The sequence below is a fragment of the Bradyrhizobium sp. JR4.1 genome, from assembly GCF_040548605.1.
GTDB lineage: Bacteria > Pseudomonadota > Alphaproteobacteria > Rhizobiales > Xanthobacteraceae > Bradyrhizobium > Bradyrhizobium canariense.
Window position 1 is genome coordinate 679,134 of the sequence record NZ_JBEPRY010000001.1, and the last position, 18,492, is coordinate 697,625.

An 18,492-nucleotide genomic window follows, 5' to 3' on the forward strand; every position below is an offset into this window, starting at 1 on the left:
CCAACTCCGGATCAAAAAAAGGCGTGGTGCACAAACTCCGGCTGGCCCCAGGGCCATGCCGGGCATGGTGCATGGCAATAGGGACGCGGGCGGCACCAAACCGCCGAGGGAGGAATTCTTGGCCGTTCGTTACTATGACTGGATCGCCCATTATGGCCGCCGCACGCCGAACAAGATCGCGGTGATCGACCTCGCGAGCGGGCGCCGCTTCAGCTATGCGCAGCTCGATGCGCGTATCTCTCGTCTCGCTTCATTTCTGCGCCATACGCTGAATGTCTCGCGCGGCGAGCGGGTCGCCGTGCTGGCGCTGAACGCGACCGATACGCTGGAGGTGCAATTCGCCTGCGGCCGGCTGGGCGCGATCTTCGTGCCGCTGAACACCCGGCTCACCGTTCCCGAACTCCAGTTCATCACCGCAGATTGCGCCCCGAAGGTGATGATCCACGACACCGATCTCGCCGAAACGGCGCTTGCCGTGGCAAGGCTCTGCGGCATTGAGACGAGCCTGCTGCTTGGCCCCGGCGGGACTTACGAGGCCGGCATCGCCGCCGCAAAGCCACTCGAGAAAATCGAGGAGGTGACCCTCGATGACGTCTCGACCATCATGTACACCTCCGGCACGACGGGTCATCCCAAGGGCGCCACCATCACCCATGGCATGACCTTCTGGAATTGCGTCAATCTCGGCGGCCCCGCCTGCATCGGGCCGTCCTCGGTGCTGCTCACCGTGCTGCCGCTGTTCCACACCGGCGGACTGAACTGCTACACCAACCCGGTGCTGCATGCCGGTGGCACCGTGATGATCATGCGCGCCTTCGATCCCGGCGCGGCGCTCGGTCTGATCAACGATCCCGCGCAGGGCATCAACGTGTTCTTCGGCGTGCCCGCGATCTACCAGTTTATGGCCCAGCATCCGGCCTTCGCGACCACCGACCTCGGCAGGCTCATCGTCGGCGGTGTCGGCGGTGCACCAATGCCGGTGCCGCTGCTCAAGGTGTGGGAGGCGCGCGGCGTCGCGCTCCAGCAGGGCTACGGCATGACCGAGACCTCGCCGGCCGTGCTGGTGCTCGACCGCGAGGATGCGGCACGGAAAGCCGGCTCCGCCGGCAAGCCGGTGCTGCACACGGAAGTGCGCATCGTACGTCCTGATGGCAGCGACGCCGATGTCGGCGAGCTCGGCGAACTCTGGGTCAAGGGACCGAACATCACGCCCGGCTACTGGAACAGGCCGGAGGCGAACAAAACGTCGTTCACCGACGGTTGGCTGCACACGGGAGACGCGACACGCGTCGACGAGGAAGGCTTTTACTACATCGTCGACCGCTGGAAGGACATGTACATCTCCGGGGGCGAGAACGTCTATCCGGCCGAAGTGGAGAACGTCCTGCACCAACTCAACGCCATCGCGGAAGCCGCCGTGATCGGCATTCCCGATGTGCAATGGGGCGAGGTCGGCCTCGCCATCGTCGCGGCCAAGCCCGGCCAGCGGTTGACCGAGGCCGATGTCTTCGCACACTGCGCGGCGAATCTCGCGCGGTTCAAATGTCCACGCCAGGTCCGCTTCGTCGACGCGTTACCTCGCAACGCCACCGGCAAGATCCACAAGCCGACCTTGCGCAAGGAATTCTCGGTCACTTCCGAAGCCGACAAGAAAGCCGCCAACGCCTGATCAAAGCGCTCCTCTCGCGGGCGCTTTTCTTTTGTGACGTGCCTGCTCCACCCCAGAAGAAACCCCAAGGAATTTTAACGAATTTTCATGAAGGGCCGCTATTCTCTTCGGCGAGCGCGGGGGGTCCCGCGCTTTCGACCTCGATCATGTCGTGGCCGACGTCGATGCCCGCGACGGCCAGACCGAGACGACGAGAATCGCCGACGCCCCTGAACACAGGGCATGCCCAGGCGAGGGTGGCGATACCTGACGGCGGCAGATCGAGTCTCAGCGTGTAGCCGTCATAACCGGTCGCGACCGCCTCGGGAGCGACGGGCGTGCCGTCGACATAGAATCGCGTGTCGATCGTATCCAGCGGCGCGCGAAGCGCCGGGCTTCGAACGCGAAGGATGGTGCGGCCAGGCATCCCCTTGATGCGCACGGCAGCCTCCGGTTCGCTCCAGCGGAAGGTGTGACCGGCGGAGAACTCCTCGGCATGGAATCCGATCTGCGCGATAACGTGGCCACCAAGAAGGCCGCCGACAGACCGCGCATCTCGCCCGAGACGATGAATGCAATCGAGTCTCTGATGCCGGATCAGCGCGGCGATGTATCGCCGCATCCATCGCGCGATCGCCTCGCTCGATCCGACGGCCGTCAGAACGACCAGCACGGCCCGCGCGTGCCACGCCCCCAGCCGCGCGAAAGCGCGCGCGCCGAGATCGCCGAGCAGCGCCGGCACGGCCCAACGCCATAACACCAGCAATTTCTCGCCAGGCCGTGCCCAGCCGCCGCCAGCGAGGCTGTAGCGCAGGAGCGCGTTCAGTGCATTGCGGGCGAGCGACGTGCCGGCCTCACTCCGCGAGCTCCACTCGATCGGAACGTCGAGCAGCTCGCTGCCGGGATCGTTGCGGGCCTCGCTCAGATAGCGAATCTCGCCTTGCACGAAGTCGAGCGTGAATTGCTTCAGCTCGTCGATCTCGCCGACATAGTAGTGATGGAAGCGCGCCTCCTCGAGATAGCCGATGGAATGGCCTCTCGCGTGATAGGCGGCGGCAAGCACCCATTCGGCGAAATGACCGAGCTCATCGCGCAGGCCGCCGCATTCCCAGTAGACGTCTCGCCGCGTCACGAAACACTGATCCAGCACCTTGCGCCAGGGATGCTGCTTCATACCGAACTCGATGTCGGCCTTGTACATGGCGGCCTCTGCCACGGATAACCGGTTATGGCAGATCGGGATCGAACGGCAGGAAAAGCCGGCCCAGTCGGGATGAGCATCGATCGCGCGAATGCAGAGTTCGATCACGTCGGGTTCGGGCCGGCAGTGCGATTCCGTGAAGAACAGATAGCTGCCGCGCGCCTTCGTCGCGCCAAATGCGCAGAGCCCGATGTCGTGTTCGGAATCGGTGAATTCGAGTCGAGCCCTGTTGCCGGCCAGCGTCTTCAACTGCTCGCGTGCCGTGAAATCCGGTGGCACGACCAAAATGATCTCGTAGAGCGATTTGTCGGCAGTCTGCGACGTCCAGCCGAGCCAGGACATCTCCCACTGCCCGCGGTGAGATTCGAGCGGGATAATGATTGAGAACAGCGGAGATTCGCCGTCATCGAGTGCGGGCGCGTCCTGCATGTCCCCTTATAGACGCATGCCGCGTCATTCCGGATAATTTCCTGCGGACTATACCGACAGAAACAGCGCGAACGATTCTTCCACCGTTCGGCGCAGGTGCTTTTGGTACAGTTCATGGTTGGCATCGCCGGGCGCGACCCGACCCAGCGAGGGCTTCGCGAAGTTTCGGAGTGGCACATAGGCGATCGGCGCTGCGATCGGCGTCAGCTGCGAGCCGGGGCCGGCGCGGAGCGTCGAGATGATCCCGTACATCTCGCCGGCGACCGTCGGCCGCGACACGGTGATCACGCGATGCTGACCGTGCTTGATGATGACGAGATAGATGAAGCCGGACTGATGCGGCACCGCGACCTCGCCGGTGTGTTCATAGGCGGCATCGGTCCGCTCACCCTCGCGGAACACCAGTGAAGAGACCTTCGGCTCCCAGACGATCTCGGTGCGGTAGGCGAAGATCGCGTCCTTGTCGCCGAACGACGGTCGCAACGTGATGTAGACGTCCTCGAGCCAGGTCACCGCGCGATGCGCATAGGAGCCGAGGCTGTCGGGCGCGACATCGTTTGCGGCCGGAGGCGTCACCACGGCGGCGCTTCTGCGCAGGGAGACGCCCAGCGCCTGCTCCAGCCGCACTGTGGTCGCCAGTGTGAACGGCCGTCGGCCGCCGAGCACCTTCTCCAGCGTCGACAGGCTGAGCTTGGCCTGCTCGGCCAGCGCCTGCCGGGAGATCCGGCGCCTGGCGAGCTCCTCACGGATGGTCTCCGCAATCTCGCGGCTCTGCTCGTCCGAAAGCTGCTTGTCGGTGAATTTGTCCTGCGTCTGCATCGTGGCCCTGCTCCAGGACAGCATCCTAGCAGGGCGGACAAACCAGCACAAAACCGCACTTGGCCATCTCGGAGGCGGCCGGCCGGGCCGGCCGTGGCGGAACATTGCCGATCATTCTGCTCGCGAAACCGCGCCGTCCCGGCCGATGCTCAGAGCCAGCAAACATCCTCGGGAGCAGGCCAAATGGATACCTACGACACGACGGACAGCAACGAACACCCTTGGCTGGGCAGACTCATCGTGGTCGGACTGTTCCTTCTGGCGCAGGGCATCGCGGTGATGCTGGTCGCCTTCGTGGCGCTGCTGGTGAGCTTGGAGCCGGGCTGGTCGGCGACGACGGAGCAGGCCAGCCTGCTTCAGCCCGGCGACGCCAAGTCCGGCACCCTGCTTCTGAAGGAGGATGGCGCCTACACGGAAGCGATCCGCCTCGGCATCGACGTCGACATCACGGTGTCGGGCCCGACATTGCGCGCCCGCGTCACCCAGATCTTCCGCAATCCGACCAAGGACTGGGCCGAGGCGACCTATGTCTATCCGCTCCCCGCCGGCGGTGCCGTCGATTCGCTGAAGATGGTGGTCGGCAATCGCGTCATCGTCGGCGACATCAAGGAGCGGCAGCAGGCGCGCGTGATCTACGAAGAGGCGCGCCGGGCCGGCCAGAAGGCCGCGCTCACCGAACAGGAGCGGCCGAATATCTTCACCAACTCGGTCGCCAATATCGGTCCCGGAGAAACCGTGCTGGTGCAGATCGAATATCAGGAACCGGTGCATCAATCCGGCAACGAATATTCGCTGCGCCTGCCGCTGGTGGTCGGACCGCGCTACAATCCGGCGCCGATCGTCCAGAGCGTCGATTTCCGCAACGATGGCTCCGGCTGGGGCGCGACGAATTCGGACCCGGTGCCGGACCGCGACCGCATCTCGCCGCCCGTGCTGGATCCCGCCAGGAATGCACCGGTCAACCCGACCAGCATCACGATACGCCTGAACGCCGGCTTTGCGCTCGGCGAGGTCAAGAGCCCCCACCACAACGTCAAGGTCGAGAGCCCGGACAATACGACGCGAATCGTCACGCTTGCCGACGGTGCCGTGCCTGCCGACCGCGATTTCGAACTGACCTGGAAGCCGGCCGCCGCGAAGGCGCCGTCGGTTGGTTTATTCCGCGAGCGCGTCGGCGACACCGATTATCTGCTCGCCTTCGTCACCCCGCCCGCCGCCGAGCAGGCGACGCAGAAGCCACGGCCGCGCGAGGTGATATTCGTGATCGACAATTCCGGCTCGATGGGCGGCACGTCGATCGTTCAGGCCAAGGCGAGCCTCACCTACGCGCTCTCCCGTCTCCAGCCGACCGACCGTTTCAATGTCATCCGTTTCGACGACACCATGGACGTGCTGTTTCCGGCCTCAATGGCGGCGGATGCCGAGCGTGTCGGTGAAGCCACCTCGTTCGTCAGCGCGCTGCAGGCGCGTGGCGGCACCGAGATGGTGCCGGCGATGCGGGCCGCGTTGACCGACAAGCTCGGCGACGCCGGCATGGTTCGCCAGGTCGTATTCCTGACAGATGGTGCGATCGGCAACGAGCAGCAATTGTTCGAAACGATCACGGCGATGCGCGGCCGCTCGCGCGTGTTCATGGTCGGCATCGGGTCGGCGCCCAACACCTATCTGATGACGCGCGCCGCCGAGCTCGGCCGCGGTGCCTTCACCCATATCGGCTCGGTCGAGCAGATCGAGGAACGCATGCGCGGACTGTTTGCCAAGCTCGAGAACCCGGCCGTGACCGGCCTGAGCGCAAAGTTCTCCGAAGCCAAGGCCGACGTCACACCGACGATCATTCCCGACGTCTATCGCGACGAGCCGCTGGTGCTGGCCGCAAAGCTCGACACGCTCGCGGGCTCGGTCGAGATCAAGGGCCGCGTCGGCGACCGCCCATGGTCGGTGACGCTGCCGCTGCAAAATGCGGCCGAAGGCAAAGGCTTGTCGAAGCTTTGGGCCAAGCGCAAGATCGACGATGCCGAAGTGGCGCGCACCCTGCGCGAGATGACGCCCGAAGATTCCGACAAGGCGATCCTGGCACTGGCGCTCGACCATCAGATCGTCACCCGACTCACCAGCCTCGTCGCGGTCGACAAGACGCCGAGCCGTCCCGAGGGTGAGCCGCTCAAGCTCAGCGAATTGCCGATCAACCTGCCGTCCGACTGGGATTTCGCGAAGGTCTTTGGCGAACGCCAGCAGGTCCCGGCGCAACTCCGCGAGCGTCACGCCGATGCGCGCAGCCAGTCGGCCACGAGGCGGCCGACGCCGGCGGCAACCGATACGATCCGCCTGCCCAAGACCGCGACCTCGGCCGAGTTGAAGATGACCGCAGGCGTGATCCTGATCCTGCTCGCCATGATCCTGTTCGTGTTCAACCGGCGTCAGTCCTTGCTCACTGACGCCGCTTGAGAGAGGAGCTCCCCGAACTCCTCTGTTAGCGCGCGCGGCTGCCCGTCCCACACCAACGGCCGCGCGCGCCATTTTGTTGTCATTGCGAGCGCAGCGAAGCAATCCAGGCTGCCTCCGCGAAAAGATTCTGGATTGCTTCGCTTCGCTCGCAATGACGAGTGTGGAAACAATGCCCCGCTTCATCTCTCCCTTGGTTCTTGCCTTGATCGGCATCATCCTGTTCGGCGACGGCGCCTACATCCATGCGAAGGCGTGGCTCGCGCAGGTGCTGCTGGAGCGCGCGTTCGACAAGAGCGTTGCGACCGGCGAAGTGGTCAGGCCATGGTCATGGGCCGACACATGGCCGGTCGCGCGGATCGAGGTGAGGCGGATCGGCGCCAGCGCGATCGTGCTGGAAGGCGCGAGCGGCCAGGCGCTCGCTTTCGGTCCCGGCCATATCCGCCAAACGGCTGACGCGGGCGAGCGGGGTGTCGCCGTATATGCAGCGCACCGCGACACTCATTTCCGCTTCCTGCGGAACGTCGCCATTGGTGACCTGATCGATGTCACACGCAGTGATGGCAAGCACTTTCGTTTTCGCGCGGATTCCTCCGCTGTGGTTCGCTTCGATGCCTCGGGCATCGATCCTGCGATACGGGCTGCCGAACTCGTGCTCGCGACCTGCTGGCCGTTCGACGCCGTCGTGTCCGGCCCCGAGCGCTACATCCTGCATGCCACCCTGATCGGAACCGATGAATAGCGGTTCGCAATCGATCCGCACCCCCCTCTTGAATCCGCCCGGCCTGTAGGGACAATCCCGCATGATGGAACCCGTGAACCGGCGCCGTCGACGGGAGACCTATCAGAATGGCCCATTGAGCATTTTCGCTGCAATTTGCGAGAAGAACGGGGATGGATGAGGAGTTCAGGCAGCGTCTCGAACAGCTCGAGAACCGCGTCGCGCTCCTGGAGAGGAACCAGGATCTTATCGCCGCCGGGCGAAGACGCTCCTCGCTTCGGAGCCTCTGGCGCCGCCCGCCGATGTGGACCTTCGAGCAATATCCGCCGCGCCTGCTCAACCTGACGGCTTTCCCGCCAGCACCTGCGATCCATCCGGGCGCGCCCCGAATCGCGATGGTCACGCCGAGCTACAACCATGCGCAATATCTCGACGCCACGATCGACAGCATCGTCAGCCAGAACTATCCGGACCTGTATTATCACGTGCAGGACGGCGCCTCGATCGACGGCACGCTCGATCTCCTGAAGGGGCGCGGCGATAGCCTGCGCTGGAGGAGCGAGCCGGACAAGGGGCAATCCAGCGCCATCAATCTCGGCTTCGCCGGCATCGAGAGCGAGATCATGGCCTATCTCAACAGCGACGACATGCTGCTGCCCGGGACGCTTGCCTATGTCGCAAATTACTCCATCGCACATCCGCATGTCGACGTCGTCTACGGCCATCGCGTCTTCATCGATCGCGAGGGACTCGAGGTCGGCCGCGCCGTCCTGCCGCCCCATGACGGCAGGGCGTTGCGATATGCCGACTACATTCCGCAAGAGACGATGTTCTGGCGCAAGCGCGTGTGGGACAGGATCGGGCCGATCGACGAGAGTTTACACTACGCGATGGACTGGGACTTCATCCTTCGAGCGCAAGCCGCAGGATTCAAATTCGCACGCTTGCCGCGATTTCTCGCCTGCTTCCGAATCCATGACGCACAAAAGACGGCATCCACCTATGCGGTCGGCGTCAGGGAGATGGGCATCCTGCGGCGACGCAATCTCGGCTTCGAACCGACACAGATGCAGATCCGGCGCGCCATCGCTCCTTATCTGGCGAAGCAGTTGGCCTATCACTACGCCTACAAGCTCGGCATGCTGAGATACTGAACCACGGCGCGAGCAGAGATCCGAAGATGTCGATCACCAGGGCTTGACGCGCGCTCATTCCACCGCACGGCATACCCGCCCACGCGGTTGCCAGTCCGAAGAACTCGCCATAGAACAGAGTGACGCACCGCCAACAAGAACAACAGGTGAGGTCACACCATGGAAGCTCGCGTATCTGCCGCCTCAGCTTCGTCGCGCCCATGGTCTCCGGCGCGCGATGCCAGCGACATCGTCAAGGGCATCCACGCCATGCTGCATCCGCGCAACATCGTGCTGGTGGGCGCGACCGACAAGCCCGGCAACTATGCCGAGCGCATCTGGAACAATTTGGTCAAATACGGCTACGAGGGCGGGCTCTATCCGGTCAATGCCAAGCGCGACACCATCTGGGGTGTCCCCTGCTACAAGGACTTTGCAAGCCTCCCGGAAAAACCCGACCACGTGCTGGTGCTGGTGCCGGCGCGCTTTGCCGTGCAAGTGATCCGCGATGCCGCCGCGGCCGGCGCGCGCTCGGCCACCATCGTCACTTCGGGCTTCAGCGAGTTGCAGGATGAGGAAAGCCAGAAGCTCGCCGCCGAACTGCAAGCGGCCGTGCGCGAGACGGGATTGGCGGTCACCGGCCCGAACTGCCTCGGCAATTTGAGCGCGGGCGAAAAACTCTTCACCAATATCGACGACCGTATCGTCACCATGGAACAGGGCGCGGTGGCGATTGCCGGGCAATCCGGCGCCATCGTCATGGCGATCCGCCAAGCTTTGGAAGATCGCGGTGTCGGGGTCGGCTACATGGTGACGACCGGCAACGAGGCCGGGCTCGAGACGCCGGACCTGATGCGCTATTTCGCCGAGGATCCGAGCATCAAGGTGATCGTGGTCTACCTCGAAGGCGTACGCAACACCAAGGCATTCCGGGACGCCTGCAAGGCGGCGCGCGCCGCGAGCAAACCGGTGATCGCGCTCAAGCTCGGGGCCTCCGAGGGTGGCCGCGCGGCGGCGATGGCACACACCGGCGCGCTCGCGGGCTCGATCGAGACATTCGACGCCATTGCAACGCGCGAAGGGGTCATCAGGGTCGGCGGGCTCGACGAGTTGATCGAGACCACCGAATGCTTCGTCCATGCCGCTGTGCCCAGGGGGGACCGGCTCGCCGCAGTGACGCTATCCGGCGGCAAGCGCGGCATGCTGATCGACGCCTTCGATGCAGAAGGCCTGAATTTTGCACCACTCAGCTCGCATGTCCGCTCGGAGCTGGCAAAGATGCTCGGGCCGGGCTCGATCGTCGGCAACCCGCTCGACGCTGGCTTCGCCGCGGTGGTCGATCCCTCCGTCTACATGAAATCGATCGGGCTGATGATCGACGACCCCGAAATCGACATCGTCATCATCGATGCCGAGCTGCCGAAAGCGCCGCACGAGCTGCGCGAGCGCAATCTGCGCATCGTCGACGAGATGGCGAGCCGGGCCGGCAAGCCGGTGATCTATATCAGCGCGATGTCGATCGGCTTCACCGAGTTCACCAAGACCTTGCGCAAGTCGCTGCCGCATCTTGCGGTGATGCAGGGCATGGACCGCGCGGTGACTGCGATCAAGTCGCTGCTCGACTACGCCAAGCTGCGCAAGGAAGTGCCCGATATCGTCTCGAGCTCGAAGCCGGCCGCGCGTGCCGTGCTTGAGAAGGCGCTGAAATCGGCAACGGGCGCCGCGCTCGACGAGGTCGCCTCGAAGAAGCTGCTGAAGGCCTATGGCATCCCGATCTCGAAGGAGGCAATCGCGCAGACGGCAGCCGAGGCCGTGAAGATCGCCAAGCAGATCGGTTTCCCGGTCGTGGCAAAAGTCGTCAGCGCCGAGATCCTGCACAAATCAGATATCGGCGGCGTGGTGCTGAATCTTACCAACCCGGCCGAAGTGAAGAAGGCGTTCGCCGACATCACCGCGCGGGTGAGCAGGCTGAAGGGCAAGCCGAAGCTCGCCGGCATCCTGATCGCGCAACAGGTCAAGGCCGATCTGGAACTCGTGGTCGGCGCCTCCCTCGATGCCGAGATGGGCCCGGTCGTGCTGTTCGGCACCGGCGGCATCGACATCGAGCTGATGAAGGACGTCGCGCTCGCGGGTGCACCGCTGGACGAGGCCGAGGCCCGGCTCCTGATCGGCCGCACGAAGGCCGGCGTCAAGATGCGCGGCTATCGCGGCAAGCCGGCCTTGCACGAAGCCTCCGCGGTGAAGGCCCTGGTCGGCCTCTCCAACCTAATCGCGGATGCCGGCGACCGGATCGCCTCGATTGACGTCAATCCGTTCCTGATCAATGCCAGGACCGGCGTCGCCGTCGATGCCCTCATCGTGCTGAACAATGCTGCGGCAAAAGGCGCGGCCGGGCATTGATGTCGCGTAGGGCGGATTAGCGCAGCGTAATCCGCCAAATCGGTCCAGGGCCGCACGAGGCGTTGGCGGGTTACGCTTCGCTAACCCGCCCTACGTACCATTGCAGCTCCTTCCAACTTCCCTCGTTTGGCCGTAAAATCACCCCGCATGGCACGCGCGAGCAATCTGGTGATCGGAACGGCGACGCTGGCGGTGATCGCCGTGGCGTTCGGCGGCGTGCTCGGCGTGCAGAAATGGCGCACCCTCCAGAGCCGCAGCCCGTTGCGCGTCGTGTTCGAGGGCGGCTCGGCGAGCGGATTGCGCCGCGGCGGGCCGGTCAATTTCGACGGCGTCCCCGCAGGCCAGATCCTGTCGATCAAGCTGGACAATCCGCGCAAGGTCGTGGCCCTGGTGATGCTCGACAACTCCGCGCCGATCCGCAAGGACACCGTCGCGGGCATCGAGTTCCTCGGTCTTACCGGCGTCGCCGCGGTCTCGCTGATCGGCGGCGCGCCCTCCGCACCGCCAGTGCCGCTGGATTCGGACGGCGTCCCCGTGCTGACCGCCGATCTCAGCGACGCCGAATCAATCGTCGACACCCTGCACAGTGTCGACCGCACGATCGTCAGCAACGCCCCGGCGATCAAGGAGGGCCTGCGCACGTTCGAGAACTACACCGCCGATCTCAGGAGCAAGGGCGGAGAAATCGATTCCGTCATGGCCAAGGTCGACAGCGCCTTCGCGGGCTTCGACAAGGCGGTCACAAAGATCGAGGGCGTCGTGCCCGGCTTCGCCGACGGCAAGGCGGATGAGCTGTTCGAAAAGATCCAGGGATTGCACGAGCTCGCCGACACCATGAGAAAGAAATCGGCAAACTTCCTCGAGGACATCCGCCGCTCGCTGCTCGACGTCAGCGAGGCCGCCAACAAGATGAGCGGGACACCCACACCGGCCGCCGCTCCGCGCCCGCCACGCAAGCCGGCGCAGCAGAAACGGTAGACCCTCATCACGCGGAGTGCATGACGCCGCCCTTGTCGGCGTAGGACCGTGTGGTTGATGCAGCTATGGCTCAGTAGTTGCTCGGTCCCGCTTCATTCGGGATGCCGTCGATCGGGCATTCGGCGGTCCCGGGCGTCGCGCGCGTCATCGCTTCCACCATGTCCCTTGTGCCTTCGGGATCCGCGATCCAGTTCTTGTAGAAATCATAGGGACAGGCCGCTACGCCGCGCGGGCTTTCGCCGGAATTGATCATGCCGGTGTAGCCGCGATGGACGAGCTTGTAGAGATGGTTCTGCGATTGGCCGTTGCGGCGCGCATCGCGGATCAGATGCTTCGACAACTGGGCATATTGAATGCCGTAGTCTTCCTCGCCGCACTCGCCGAGGGTGCGGCCGTCGAAGCCGATGATCGCGGAGTGACCGAAGTAGGAATAGACCCCGTCGAAGCCGGCGGCGTTGGCGACCGCGACATAGACGTTGTTGGCCCACGCCATGGCCTTCGAAATCAGGATCTGCTGCTCCTTGGCCGGATACATGTAGCCCTGGCAGCGTACAATCAATTCGGCCCCCTTCATGGCGCAGTCTCGCCAGATCTCCGGGAAGTTGCCGTCGTCGCAGACGATCAGGCTGACCTTCATCCCCTTCGGGCCGTCGGAGACATAGGTGCAGTTGCCGGGATACCAGCCCTCGATTGGCACCCACGGCATGATCTTGCGGTACTTCTGCACGATCTCGCCCTTGTCGTTCATCAGGATCAGGGTGTTGTAGGGCGCCTTGTTCGGATGCTCCTCGTGGCGTTCGCCCGTGAGCGAGAACACGCCCCAGACCTTGGCCTTGCGGCAAGCTTCCGCAAAAATCGCGGTCTCTTCACCGGGGACCGCGCAAGCGGTCTCATACATCTCCTTGGAGTCGTACATGATGCCCTGGGTGGAGTATTCCGGGAAAATCACCAGGTCCATGCCGGGAAGGCCGGTCTTCATGCCCACCACCATGTCGGCGATCTTGCGGGCGTTGTCGAGCACCTCGGCCTTGGTGTGCAGGCGCGGCATCTTGTAGTTGACCACCGCGACGCCGACGGTGTCGTTGCTGCTGGAGATGTCACCGTGAAGCATTTGAATTGCTCCTCTACTCTGTTTGAGATTGCCGCGCGAATCAGTGGCTGATCATCCAGGGCCGCGCGGTAGGGAAGCCCTTGGCGCCGCTCCTGGTCTTGGTCACCAGGCGCGCCGGCTTTTTCTTGTCCGACAAGTTTTTTCCCGTCGAGCAGCAGCCGCAGCCGGGGCCATGCGAGGCCTTGTATTGCGCCAGCGTCTGCGGCGCGTGCGTGCTGCGCTCATTGACGGCGTGAGCCTTGCGCGTCTCCGACGGCATGCAGAAGAAGTTCGGGGCGGTCAGAATGACGCGCGGCGCCATGATTTCACATTGCGGACAGACCTGCGGATCGTCGCATTCAGACATCGGGCGCAGATCCTTGAACGGACCGCAATCGTCACAGAGATATTCATAGACCGGCATCGCATCATCCCTACGCTGTTGTCTGTGAGAGAGTTCCGGCGAAGGATGCGGGGCGACAGCTACGCCGTCCCGCATCCCGTCGCGCAGGGATTACTTGTCCGGCGATATCGGCATCTGGATATCGCCCTTGATGTGCTTGATCGGACCCGCCGAGGACGGCATCACGTCGAAGTCGAAAATTTCCGTCGGCAGCCATAATGTGGCGCAGGCGTTGGGCACGTCGACCACGCCGGAGATGTGGCCCTGAACCGGTGCGGTGCCAAGGATCGAATAGGCCTGGGCGCCGGAGTAGCCGAACTTCTTCAGGTACTCGATCGCATTCAGGCAGGCCTGGCGATAGGCGATGGTGACGTCGAGATAGTGCTGCTTGCCGGCTTCGTCGACCGAGATGCCTTCGAAGATCAGATAGTCCTTGTAGTTCGGCGTGATCGGCGACGGCTTGAAGATCGGATTCTTGACACCGTACTTCGCCATGCCGTCCTTGATCACCTCGACCTTCAGATGCAGCCAGCCGGCCATCTCGATCGCACCGCAGAAGGTGATCTCGCCGTCGCCCTGGCTGAAGTGCAGATCGCCCATCGAGAGACCGGCGCCGGGCACATAGACCGGGAAGTAGATCTTCGAGCCGCGCGAGAGATCCTTGATGTCGCAATTGCCGCCATGCTCGCGCGGCGGCACGGTGCGCGCGCCTTCCGCGCCGATCTTGTCCTTGACCTCGCCCTTGGCGCGGCCGCCATGAGCGGTCGGCGCGAACGGTGGATTGGCAAGGCCGGGCACACGAGTCGGATTGGTCGCTATCAGCTCGGCCTCGCGCTTGTTCCAGGTGTCCAGCATCTTCGGATCGGGCAGACAGCCGATCAGGCCGGGATGGATCAGGCCGGCGAAGTTGACGCCCGGAATATGCCGCGACGAGGTGTAGAGGCCCTTGATGTCCCAGATCGACTTCTGCGCCAGCGGGAAATGATCGGTGAGGAAGCCGCCGCCGTTCTGCTTGGAGAAGAAGCCGTTGAAGCCCCACATGCTCTCCTTCATCGGACCGACGTCGAGCAGGTCCACGACGAGGAGGTCGCCGGGCTCGGCGCCCTTGACGCCGATCGGGCCGGAGAGGAAGTGCACGATCGACAGATCGATGTCGCGGACGTCGTCCGCGGAATCGTTGTTCTTGATGAAACCGCCGGTCCAGTCATAAGTCTCGATGATGAAGTCGTCGCCGGGATTGACCCAGGCTACGATCGGAATGTCGGGGTGCCAGCGGTTATGCACCATGTCATTTTCATAGGCCGACTTGGTGAGATCGACCTTGATCAGTGTCTCTGGCATCGAGAGGCTCCCCTTTTACACGGTTGGTTAGACGGACAGATATTTCGAGACCTGCGCGGCATCGACGGCGTCGCGCGGATCGTCGCGGACGATTTCGCCGTTCTCGATCACCAGCACACGGTCGGCGATATCGAGCGCGAAGCTCAGGACCTGCTCGGACACGACGATCGAAAGCCCCTTCTCGTCGCGGATGCGCTTGAGCGTGCGCGCCATCTCCTTGATGATCGACGGTTGGATGCCTTCGGTCGGCTCGTCCAGCAGCAGAACTTTTGGCTTGGTCGCCAGCGCGCGTGCGATCGCGAGTTGTTGCTGCTGGCCACCGGAGAGATTGCCGCCACGGCGGTCCTTCATCTCCAGCAGCACCGGAAACAGTTCGTAGATGTCGCCGGGCACCTCGGTTCCGCCGGAGACCACGAGACCGGTCTCGATGTTCTCCTTCACCGTCATGGTTGAGAAGATCATGCGGCCCTGCGGCACATAGGCGAGGCCCTTGGCGACGCGCGCGTAGCTCGGCAAGGCACCGAGCTCGGCGCCGTTCATGGTCACCGAGCCGCTCTTCGCCGGCAGGATGCCCATCAGCGATTTCATGAGCGTGGTCTTGCCCATGCCGTTGCGGCCCATGATCGCCACGATCTCGTTGGGCGCGACCTTGACGTTGAGCCCGTGCAGCACCTCGCTCTGGCCATAGGCGACGTGAAGATCGGAAATTGCCAGCATGATCGCTCCCTAAATCAGCATGAATTCTGGTGAGGCCGCTCTGCCGTGAACTTTCTCCCTTCTCCCTTGTGGGAGAAGGTGGCGCGGGCGAAGTCCGCGATGGATGAGGGGTCTGCGTCCGCGAAGGCGAGAGGCAGTTTGAGCTGCGGAGAGATACCCCTCACCCGGATCGCTTGGGCGATCCGACCTCTCCCACAGGGGGAGAGGTGCACTGTCATTGCCGCAACAGACTGGCCCGAATTCGTCATATCTCAGTGCCCCAGATAGACTTCAATGACCTTGGGGTCGTTCTTCACCTTATCCATGGTCCCTTCCGAGAGGATCTGGCCCTGGTGAAGCACGGTGACCTTGTGCGCGATGTCCTCGACGAACTTCATGTCGTGCTCGATCACCAGCACCGAGCGGTTCTTGATGATGCGGTTGAGCAGCTCGGCGGTCTTGGCGCGCTCGGACACGCTCATGCCGGCGACGGGCTCGTCCAGCATCAGCAGGTCCGGGTCCTGGATCAGCAGCATGCCGATCTCGAGCCATTGCTTCTGGCCATGGCTGAGCTCAGAGGCATAGGTGTTGAGCTTGTCCTTGAGAAAGATCATCTCGGCGACCTCCGCGACGCGTGACTTCACCGGCTGGTCGCGCTGGAAGGTTAGCGAGCCGAACACGGTGCGGCCGCGCGGAAACGAAATCTCGAGATTCTCGAACACGGTGAGGTCTTCGAACACCGACGGCGTCTGGAACTTGCGGCCGACGCCGGCCTTGACGATCTCGTTCTCCTTGAGCTTGGTCAGCTCGGTGCCGCGAAACTGGATCGAGCCTTCGGTCGCTTTGGTCTTGCCGCAGATCAGGTCGAGCACCGTCGTTTTGCCGGCCCCGTTGGGGCCGATGATGACGCGGATCTCGTTCTCCTCGACGTAAAACGAGAGATCGTTGACGGCCTTGAAGCCGTCGAAGGAAACGGTCAGTCCGGAGACCGCGAGCAGGAATTCCTTCGGCTGATGTCCAACAAGCATGATGGTCTCCTCACTCTGCCGGTGCGCCATCGGCAACTGAATTGTCGCTCCAGCCCGGCTTCTTGCGCGAGGTGAACAGGCGGTCGATGCGCGGCTGCACATAGTCGGCCCAGAGCCCCGACAGGCCGTTCGGGAAAGCGAGCACGACGGCGATGAACAGCGCGCCGAGACCGAACAGCCAGAGTTGCGGGAAGGACTCCGACAGGCTGGTCTTGGCGAAATTCACCAGAATGGCTCCCCATATCGCGCCGAAGATCGACATCCGTCCGCCGACCGCGGTGTAGATCACCATCTCGATCGACGGCACGATGCCGACAAAGGACGGCGACATGAAACCGACATTGAGTGCGAACATGGCCCCGCCGATCGCGGCGAAGACCGCGGCCATGCAGAACGCAAAGATCTTGAAGTTGGCGACGCTGTAGCCGGAGAAGCGGACGCGGTCCTCCTGTTCGCGCATCGCCACCAGGATGCGGCCGAGCTTGGTCAGGCGTATGAACTGCGCGATGCCGATGCAGGCGAACAGCAGCACCACTTCGACGAAGTACAGGATGACCTTGGCGTGGTCGGGCCTTATGTCCCAACCCTTGAGGGTGCGCAGGTCGGTCATGCCGTTGATGCCGCCGGTGTAACCCTGCTGGCCCACGATCAGGATGGTGAGGATGGCCGCCACCGCCTGGGTGATGATGGCAAAGTAGGTGCCGCCGACGCGGCGCTTGAACATCGCAGTGCCGATGATCAGCGCGAAGATGCCGGGGACCAGGATGATGGCGAGGATGGTGAAGGTGAGACTGTGAAACGGCTGCCAGAACAGTGGCAGTGACGTGATCTGATTCCAGTCCATGAAGTCCGGGATGCCTGGCGTCGACTGGATCTTGGTATTCTCGACGCTGGAGGCCTCCAGCTTGAGGAACATCGCCATGCAATAGCCGCCGAGGCCGAAGAACACGCCTTGCCCCAGACTGAGAATGCCGCCGTAGCCCCAGCAAAGCACCAGACCGAGCGCGACGAAGGCGTAGGTCAGATATTTCGCGACAAGGTTGAGACGGAACACATCCAGCGAGAGCGGCAGGATCACGAACAGCACAGCGGCCAGCACGAGGAAGCCCATGAGCTCGGATCGATTGAAGAAGCGTGAGTTGATGACCATGACTTGCCTGCTTCTTGTTATTTGCGGACCTTGAGGGCGAAGAGACCCTGCGGCCGCAGCATCAGGATTCCGACAACGGCAAGCAGCGTCAGCACCTTGGCCATCGAGCCCGACAGGAAGAACTCGAGGGTGGATTGGGTCTGCGAGATCGAGAAGGCCGATGCGATGGTGCCGAGCAGGCTTGCCGCGCCGCCGAACACGACCACCAGGAACGTATCGACGATGTAGAGCTGTCCGGAGGTCGGCCCGGTCGAGCCGATCATGGTGAAGGCGCTCCCGGCGACACCGGCAATGCCGCAACCGAGGCCGAAAGTGTAGCGATCCACCTTTTCGGTGTTGATGCCGACGGCACCGGCCATGATGCGGTTCTGCACGACGGCGCGCACCTGCCGACCCCAGCGCGATTTATACATCACGTAGGCGACGCCCACGGTGATCAGGACAGTGAGGCACATCACGAAGACGCCGTTGATCGGCACTTCGATGCTGTCGGTCACGTGCAGCGAGCCAAGCATCCATTGCGGCAGCTCGACGCCGACCTCGCGCGCGCCGAACACGGAGCGATAGGCCTGTTGCAGGATCAGGCTGAGGCCCCAGGTCGCAAGCAGCGTGTCGAGCGGGCGCTTGTAGAGATGCCGTATCAGCACCCATTCCACCAGCATCCCCAACGCACCGGATGCGATAAAGGCCAGGATCATCGCGAGGAAGAAGTAGCCGCTGAACAGGCTCGGCAAATAGGATTGGAAGAAACTCGAGGTCATCCAGGTGACGTAGGCCCCAAGGATCATGAACTCGCCATGGGCCATGTTGATGACGCCCATCTGGCCGAAGATGATCGCAAGACCGAGCGCCATCAGGACGTAGACGGAGAACAGGATCAGTCCTGCAAAGCCCTGCATGACGAAGATGGAGCCAAGGTCACCAAGCGAGTAGTCGCCGAACATCGATGTCCTCCGTCGGGAAAGGGTCCCGCGTCGCGAGCAGGTTCGCGACGCGGGGGTCTTGGGCGTGGA

15 protein-coding genes are annotated in these 18,492 nt (G+C 63.4%); 6 read left to right on the forward strand and 9 right to left on the reverse strand.

Translation table 11 applies throughout. The annotated features are described in order from the left end of the window. Positions 1-118 precede the first annotated feature (118 nt). Positions 119-1,669: an acyl-CoA synthetase gene (locus ABIB90_RS03350; RefSeq protein ID WP_354200190.1), complete on the forward strand. Its 1,551-nt coding sequence runs from the start codon at positions 119-121 to the stop codon at positions 1,667-1,669. Between the two features lie 85 nt (positions 1,670-1,754). On the opposite strand, the gene ABIB90_RS03355 is transcribed toward ABIB90_RS03350, so the two are convergent. Together ABIB90_RS03355 and ABIB90_RS03360 are read right to left on the reverse strand one after the other, a co-directional pair. Beyond that, positions 1,755-3,278, reverse strand: coding sequence for a glycosyltransferase family 2 protein (locus ABIB90_RS03355; protein ID WP_354200191.1), 1,524 nt, complete (start codon positions 3,276-3,278; stop codon positions 1,755-1,757). A gap of 48 nt (positions 3,279-3,326) precedes the next feature. Next, positions 3,327-4,097, reverse strand: coding sequence for a helix-turn-helix transcriptional regulator (locus ABIB90_RS03360; protein ID WP_007598058.1), 771 nt, complete (start codon positions 4,095-4,097; stop codon positions 3,327-3,329). A gap of 183 nt (positions 4,098-4,280) precedes the next feature. Here ABIB90_RS03360 and ABIB90_RS03365 point away from each other — a divergent pair, with 183 nt between their 5' ends. From ABIB90_RS03365 to ABIB90_RS03385, 5 genes are all read left to right on the forward strand, one after another. Continuing rightward, on the forward strand, positions 4,281-6,542 hold the full coding sequence (locus ABIB90_RS03365) for a marine proteobacterial sortase target protein (RefSeq protein ID WP_354200192.1): 2,262 nt from the start codon (positions 4,281-4,283) through the stop codon (positions 6,540-6,542). 169 nt (positions 6,543-6,711) lie between these two features. Continuing rightward, positions 6,712-7,281: a class GN sortase gene (locus ABIB90_RS03370; protein ID WP_219679686.1), complete on the forward strand. Its 570-nt coding sequence runs from the start codon at positions 6,712-6,714 to the stop codon at positions 7,279-7,281. Between the two features lie 152 nt (positions 7,282-7,433). Continuing rightward, entirely contained in the window at positions 7,434-8,414 is a 981-nt protein-coding gene (locus ABIB90_RS03375; protein ID WP_354200193.1) for a glycosyltransferase family 2 protein, read from the forward strand. 159 nt (positions 8,415-8,573) lie between these two features. Continuing rightward, a complete protein-coding gene (locus ABIB90_RS03380) occupies positions 8,574-10,793 on the forward strand; it encodes an acetate--CoA ligase family protein (RefSeq protein ID WP_354200194.1) in 2,220 nt (739 codons plus the stop codon). Positions 10,794-10,940: 147 nt separating this feature from the next. Further along, entirely contained in the window at positions 10,941-11,771 is an 831-nt protein-coding gene (locus ABIB90_RS03385; protein ID WP_007598064.1) for an MlaD family protein, read from the forward strand. A 70-nt stretch (positions 11,772-11,841) separates the two neighbouring features. Here ABIB90_RS03385 and ABIB90_RS03390 read toward each other — a convergent pair whose 3' ends face one another. From ABIB90_RS03390 to urtB, 7 genes are all read right to left on the reverse strand, one after another. Continuing rightward, positions 11,842-12,882 (reverse strand): aliphatic amidase, encoded by a 1,041-nt coding sequence (locus ABIB90_RS03390; protein WP_354200195.1) that lies wholly within the window; start codon positions 12,880-12,882, stop codon positions 11,842-11,844. Between the two features lie 40 nt (positions 12,883-12,922). Then, positions 12,923-13,285, reverse strand: a complete 363-nt coding sequence (locus ABIB90_RS03395; protein ID WP_354200196.1) for an FmdB family zinc ribbon protein — start codon at positions 13,283-13,285, stop codon at positions 12,923-12,925. A gap of 90 nt (positions 13,286-13,375) precedes the next feature. Continuing rightward, positions 13,376-14,605, reverse strand: a complete 1,230-nt coding sequence (fmdA, locus tag ABIB90_RS03400) for a formamidase (RefSeq protein WP_007598072.1) — start codon at positions 14,603-14,605, stop codon at positions 13,376-13,378. Positions 14,606-14,632: 27 nt separating this feature from the next. Next, positions 14,633-15,322: an urea ABC transporter ATP-binding subunit UrtE gene (gene urtE / locus ABIB90_RS03405; RefSeq protein WP_354200197.1), complete on the reverse strand. Its 690-nt coding sequence runs from the start codon at positions 15,320-15,322 to the stop codon at positions 14,633-14,635. Between the two features lie 251 nt (positions 15,323-15,573). Beyond that, entirely contained in the window at positions 15,574-16,329 is a 756-nt protein-coding gene (gene urtD, locus ABIB90_RS03410; protein WP_007598075.1) for an urea ABC transporter ATP-binding protein UrtD, read from the reverse strand. A 10-nt stretch (positions 16,330-16,339) separates the two neighbouring features. Next, positions 16,340-17,479, reverse strand: a complete 1,140-nt coding sequence (urtC, locus tag ABIB90_RS03415) for an urea ABC transporter permease subunit UrtC (protein WP_354200198.1) — start codon at positions 17,477-17,479, stop codon at positions 16,340-16,342. Between the two features lie 17 nt (positions 17,480-17,496). Then, positions 17,497-18,423 (reverse strand): urea ABC transporter permease subunit UrtB, encoded by a 927-nt coding sequence (gene urtB, locus ABIB90_RS03420; protein WP_007598078.1) that lies wholly within the window; start codon positions 18,421-18,423, stop codon positions 17,497-17,499. Positions 18,424-18,492 lie beyond the last annotated feature (69 nt).

What these genes read in the sequence shown, in the direction of transcription:
- ABIB90_RS03355 (WP_354200191.1), bottom strand. Translation starts at nt 3,278, where the DNA reads ATGCAGGACGCGCCCGCACTCGATGACGGCGAATCTCCGCTGTTCTCA.
- ABIB90_RS03360 (WP_007598058.1), bottom strand. Translation starts at nt 4,097, where the DNA reads ATGCAGACGCAGGACAAATTCACCGACAAGCAGCTTTCGGACGAGCAG.
- ABIB90_RS03365 (WP_354200192.1), top strand. Translation starts at nt 4,281, where the DNA reads ATGGATACCTACGACACGACGGACAGCAACGAACACCCTTGGCTGGGC.
- ABIB90_RS03370 (WP_219679686.1), top strand. Translation starts at nt 6,712, where the DNA reads ATGCCCCGCTTCATCTCTCCCTTGGTTCTTGCCTTGATCGGCATCATC.
- ABIB90_RS03375 (WP_354200193.1), top strand. Translation starts at nt 7,434, where the DNA reads ATGGATGAGGAGTTCAGGCAGCGTCTCGAACAGCTCGAGAACCGCGTC.
- ABIB90_RS03380 (WP_354200194.1), top strand. Translation starts at nt 8,574, where the DNA reads ATGGAAGCTCGCGTATCTGCCGCCTCAGCTTCGTCGCGCCCATGGTCT.
- ABIB90_RS03385 (WP_007598064.1), top strand. Translation starts at nt 10,941, where the DNA reads ATGGCACGCGCGAGCAATCTGGTGATCGGAACGGCGACGCTGGCGGTG.
- ABIB90_RS03390 (WP_354200195.1), bottom strand. Translation starts at nt 12,882, where the DNA reads ATGCTTCACGGTGACATCTCCAGCAGCAACGACACCGTCGGCGTCGCG.
- ABIB90_RS03395 (WP_354200196.1), bottom strand. Translation starts at nt 13,285, where the DNA reads ATGCCGGTCTATGAATATCTCTGTGACGATTGCGGTCCGTTCAAGGAT.
- fmdA (WP_007598072.1), bottom strand. Translation starts at nt 14,605, where the DNA reads ATGCCAGAGACACTGATCAAGGTCGATCTCACCAAGTCGGCCTATGAA.
- urtE (WP_354200197.1), bottom strand. Translation starts at nt 15,322, where the DNA reads ATGCTGGCAATTTCCGATCTTCACGTCGCCTATGGCCAGAGCGAGGTG.
- urtD (WP_007598075.1), bottom strand. Translation starts at nt 16,329, where the DNA reads ATGCTTGTTGGACATCAGCCGAAGGAATTCCTGCTCGCGGTCTCCGGA.
- urtC (WP_354200198.1), bottom strand. Translation starts at nt 17,479, where the DNA reads ATGGTCATCAACTCACGCTTCTTCAATCGATCCGAGCTCATGGGCTTC.
- urtB (WP_007598078.1), bottom strand. Translation starts at nt 18,423, where the DNA reads ATGTTCGGCGACTACTCGCTTGGTGACCTTGGCTCCATCTTCGTCATG.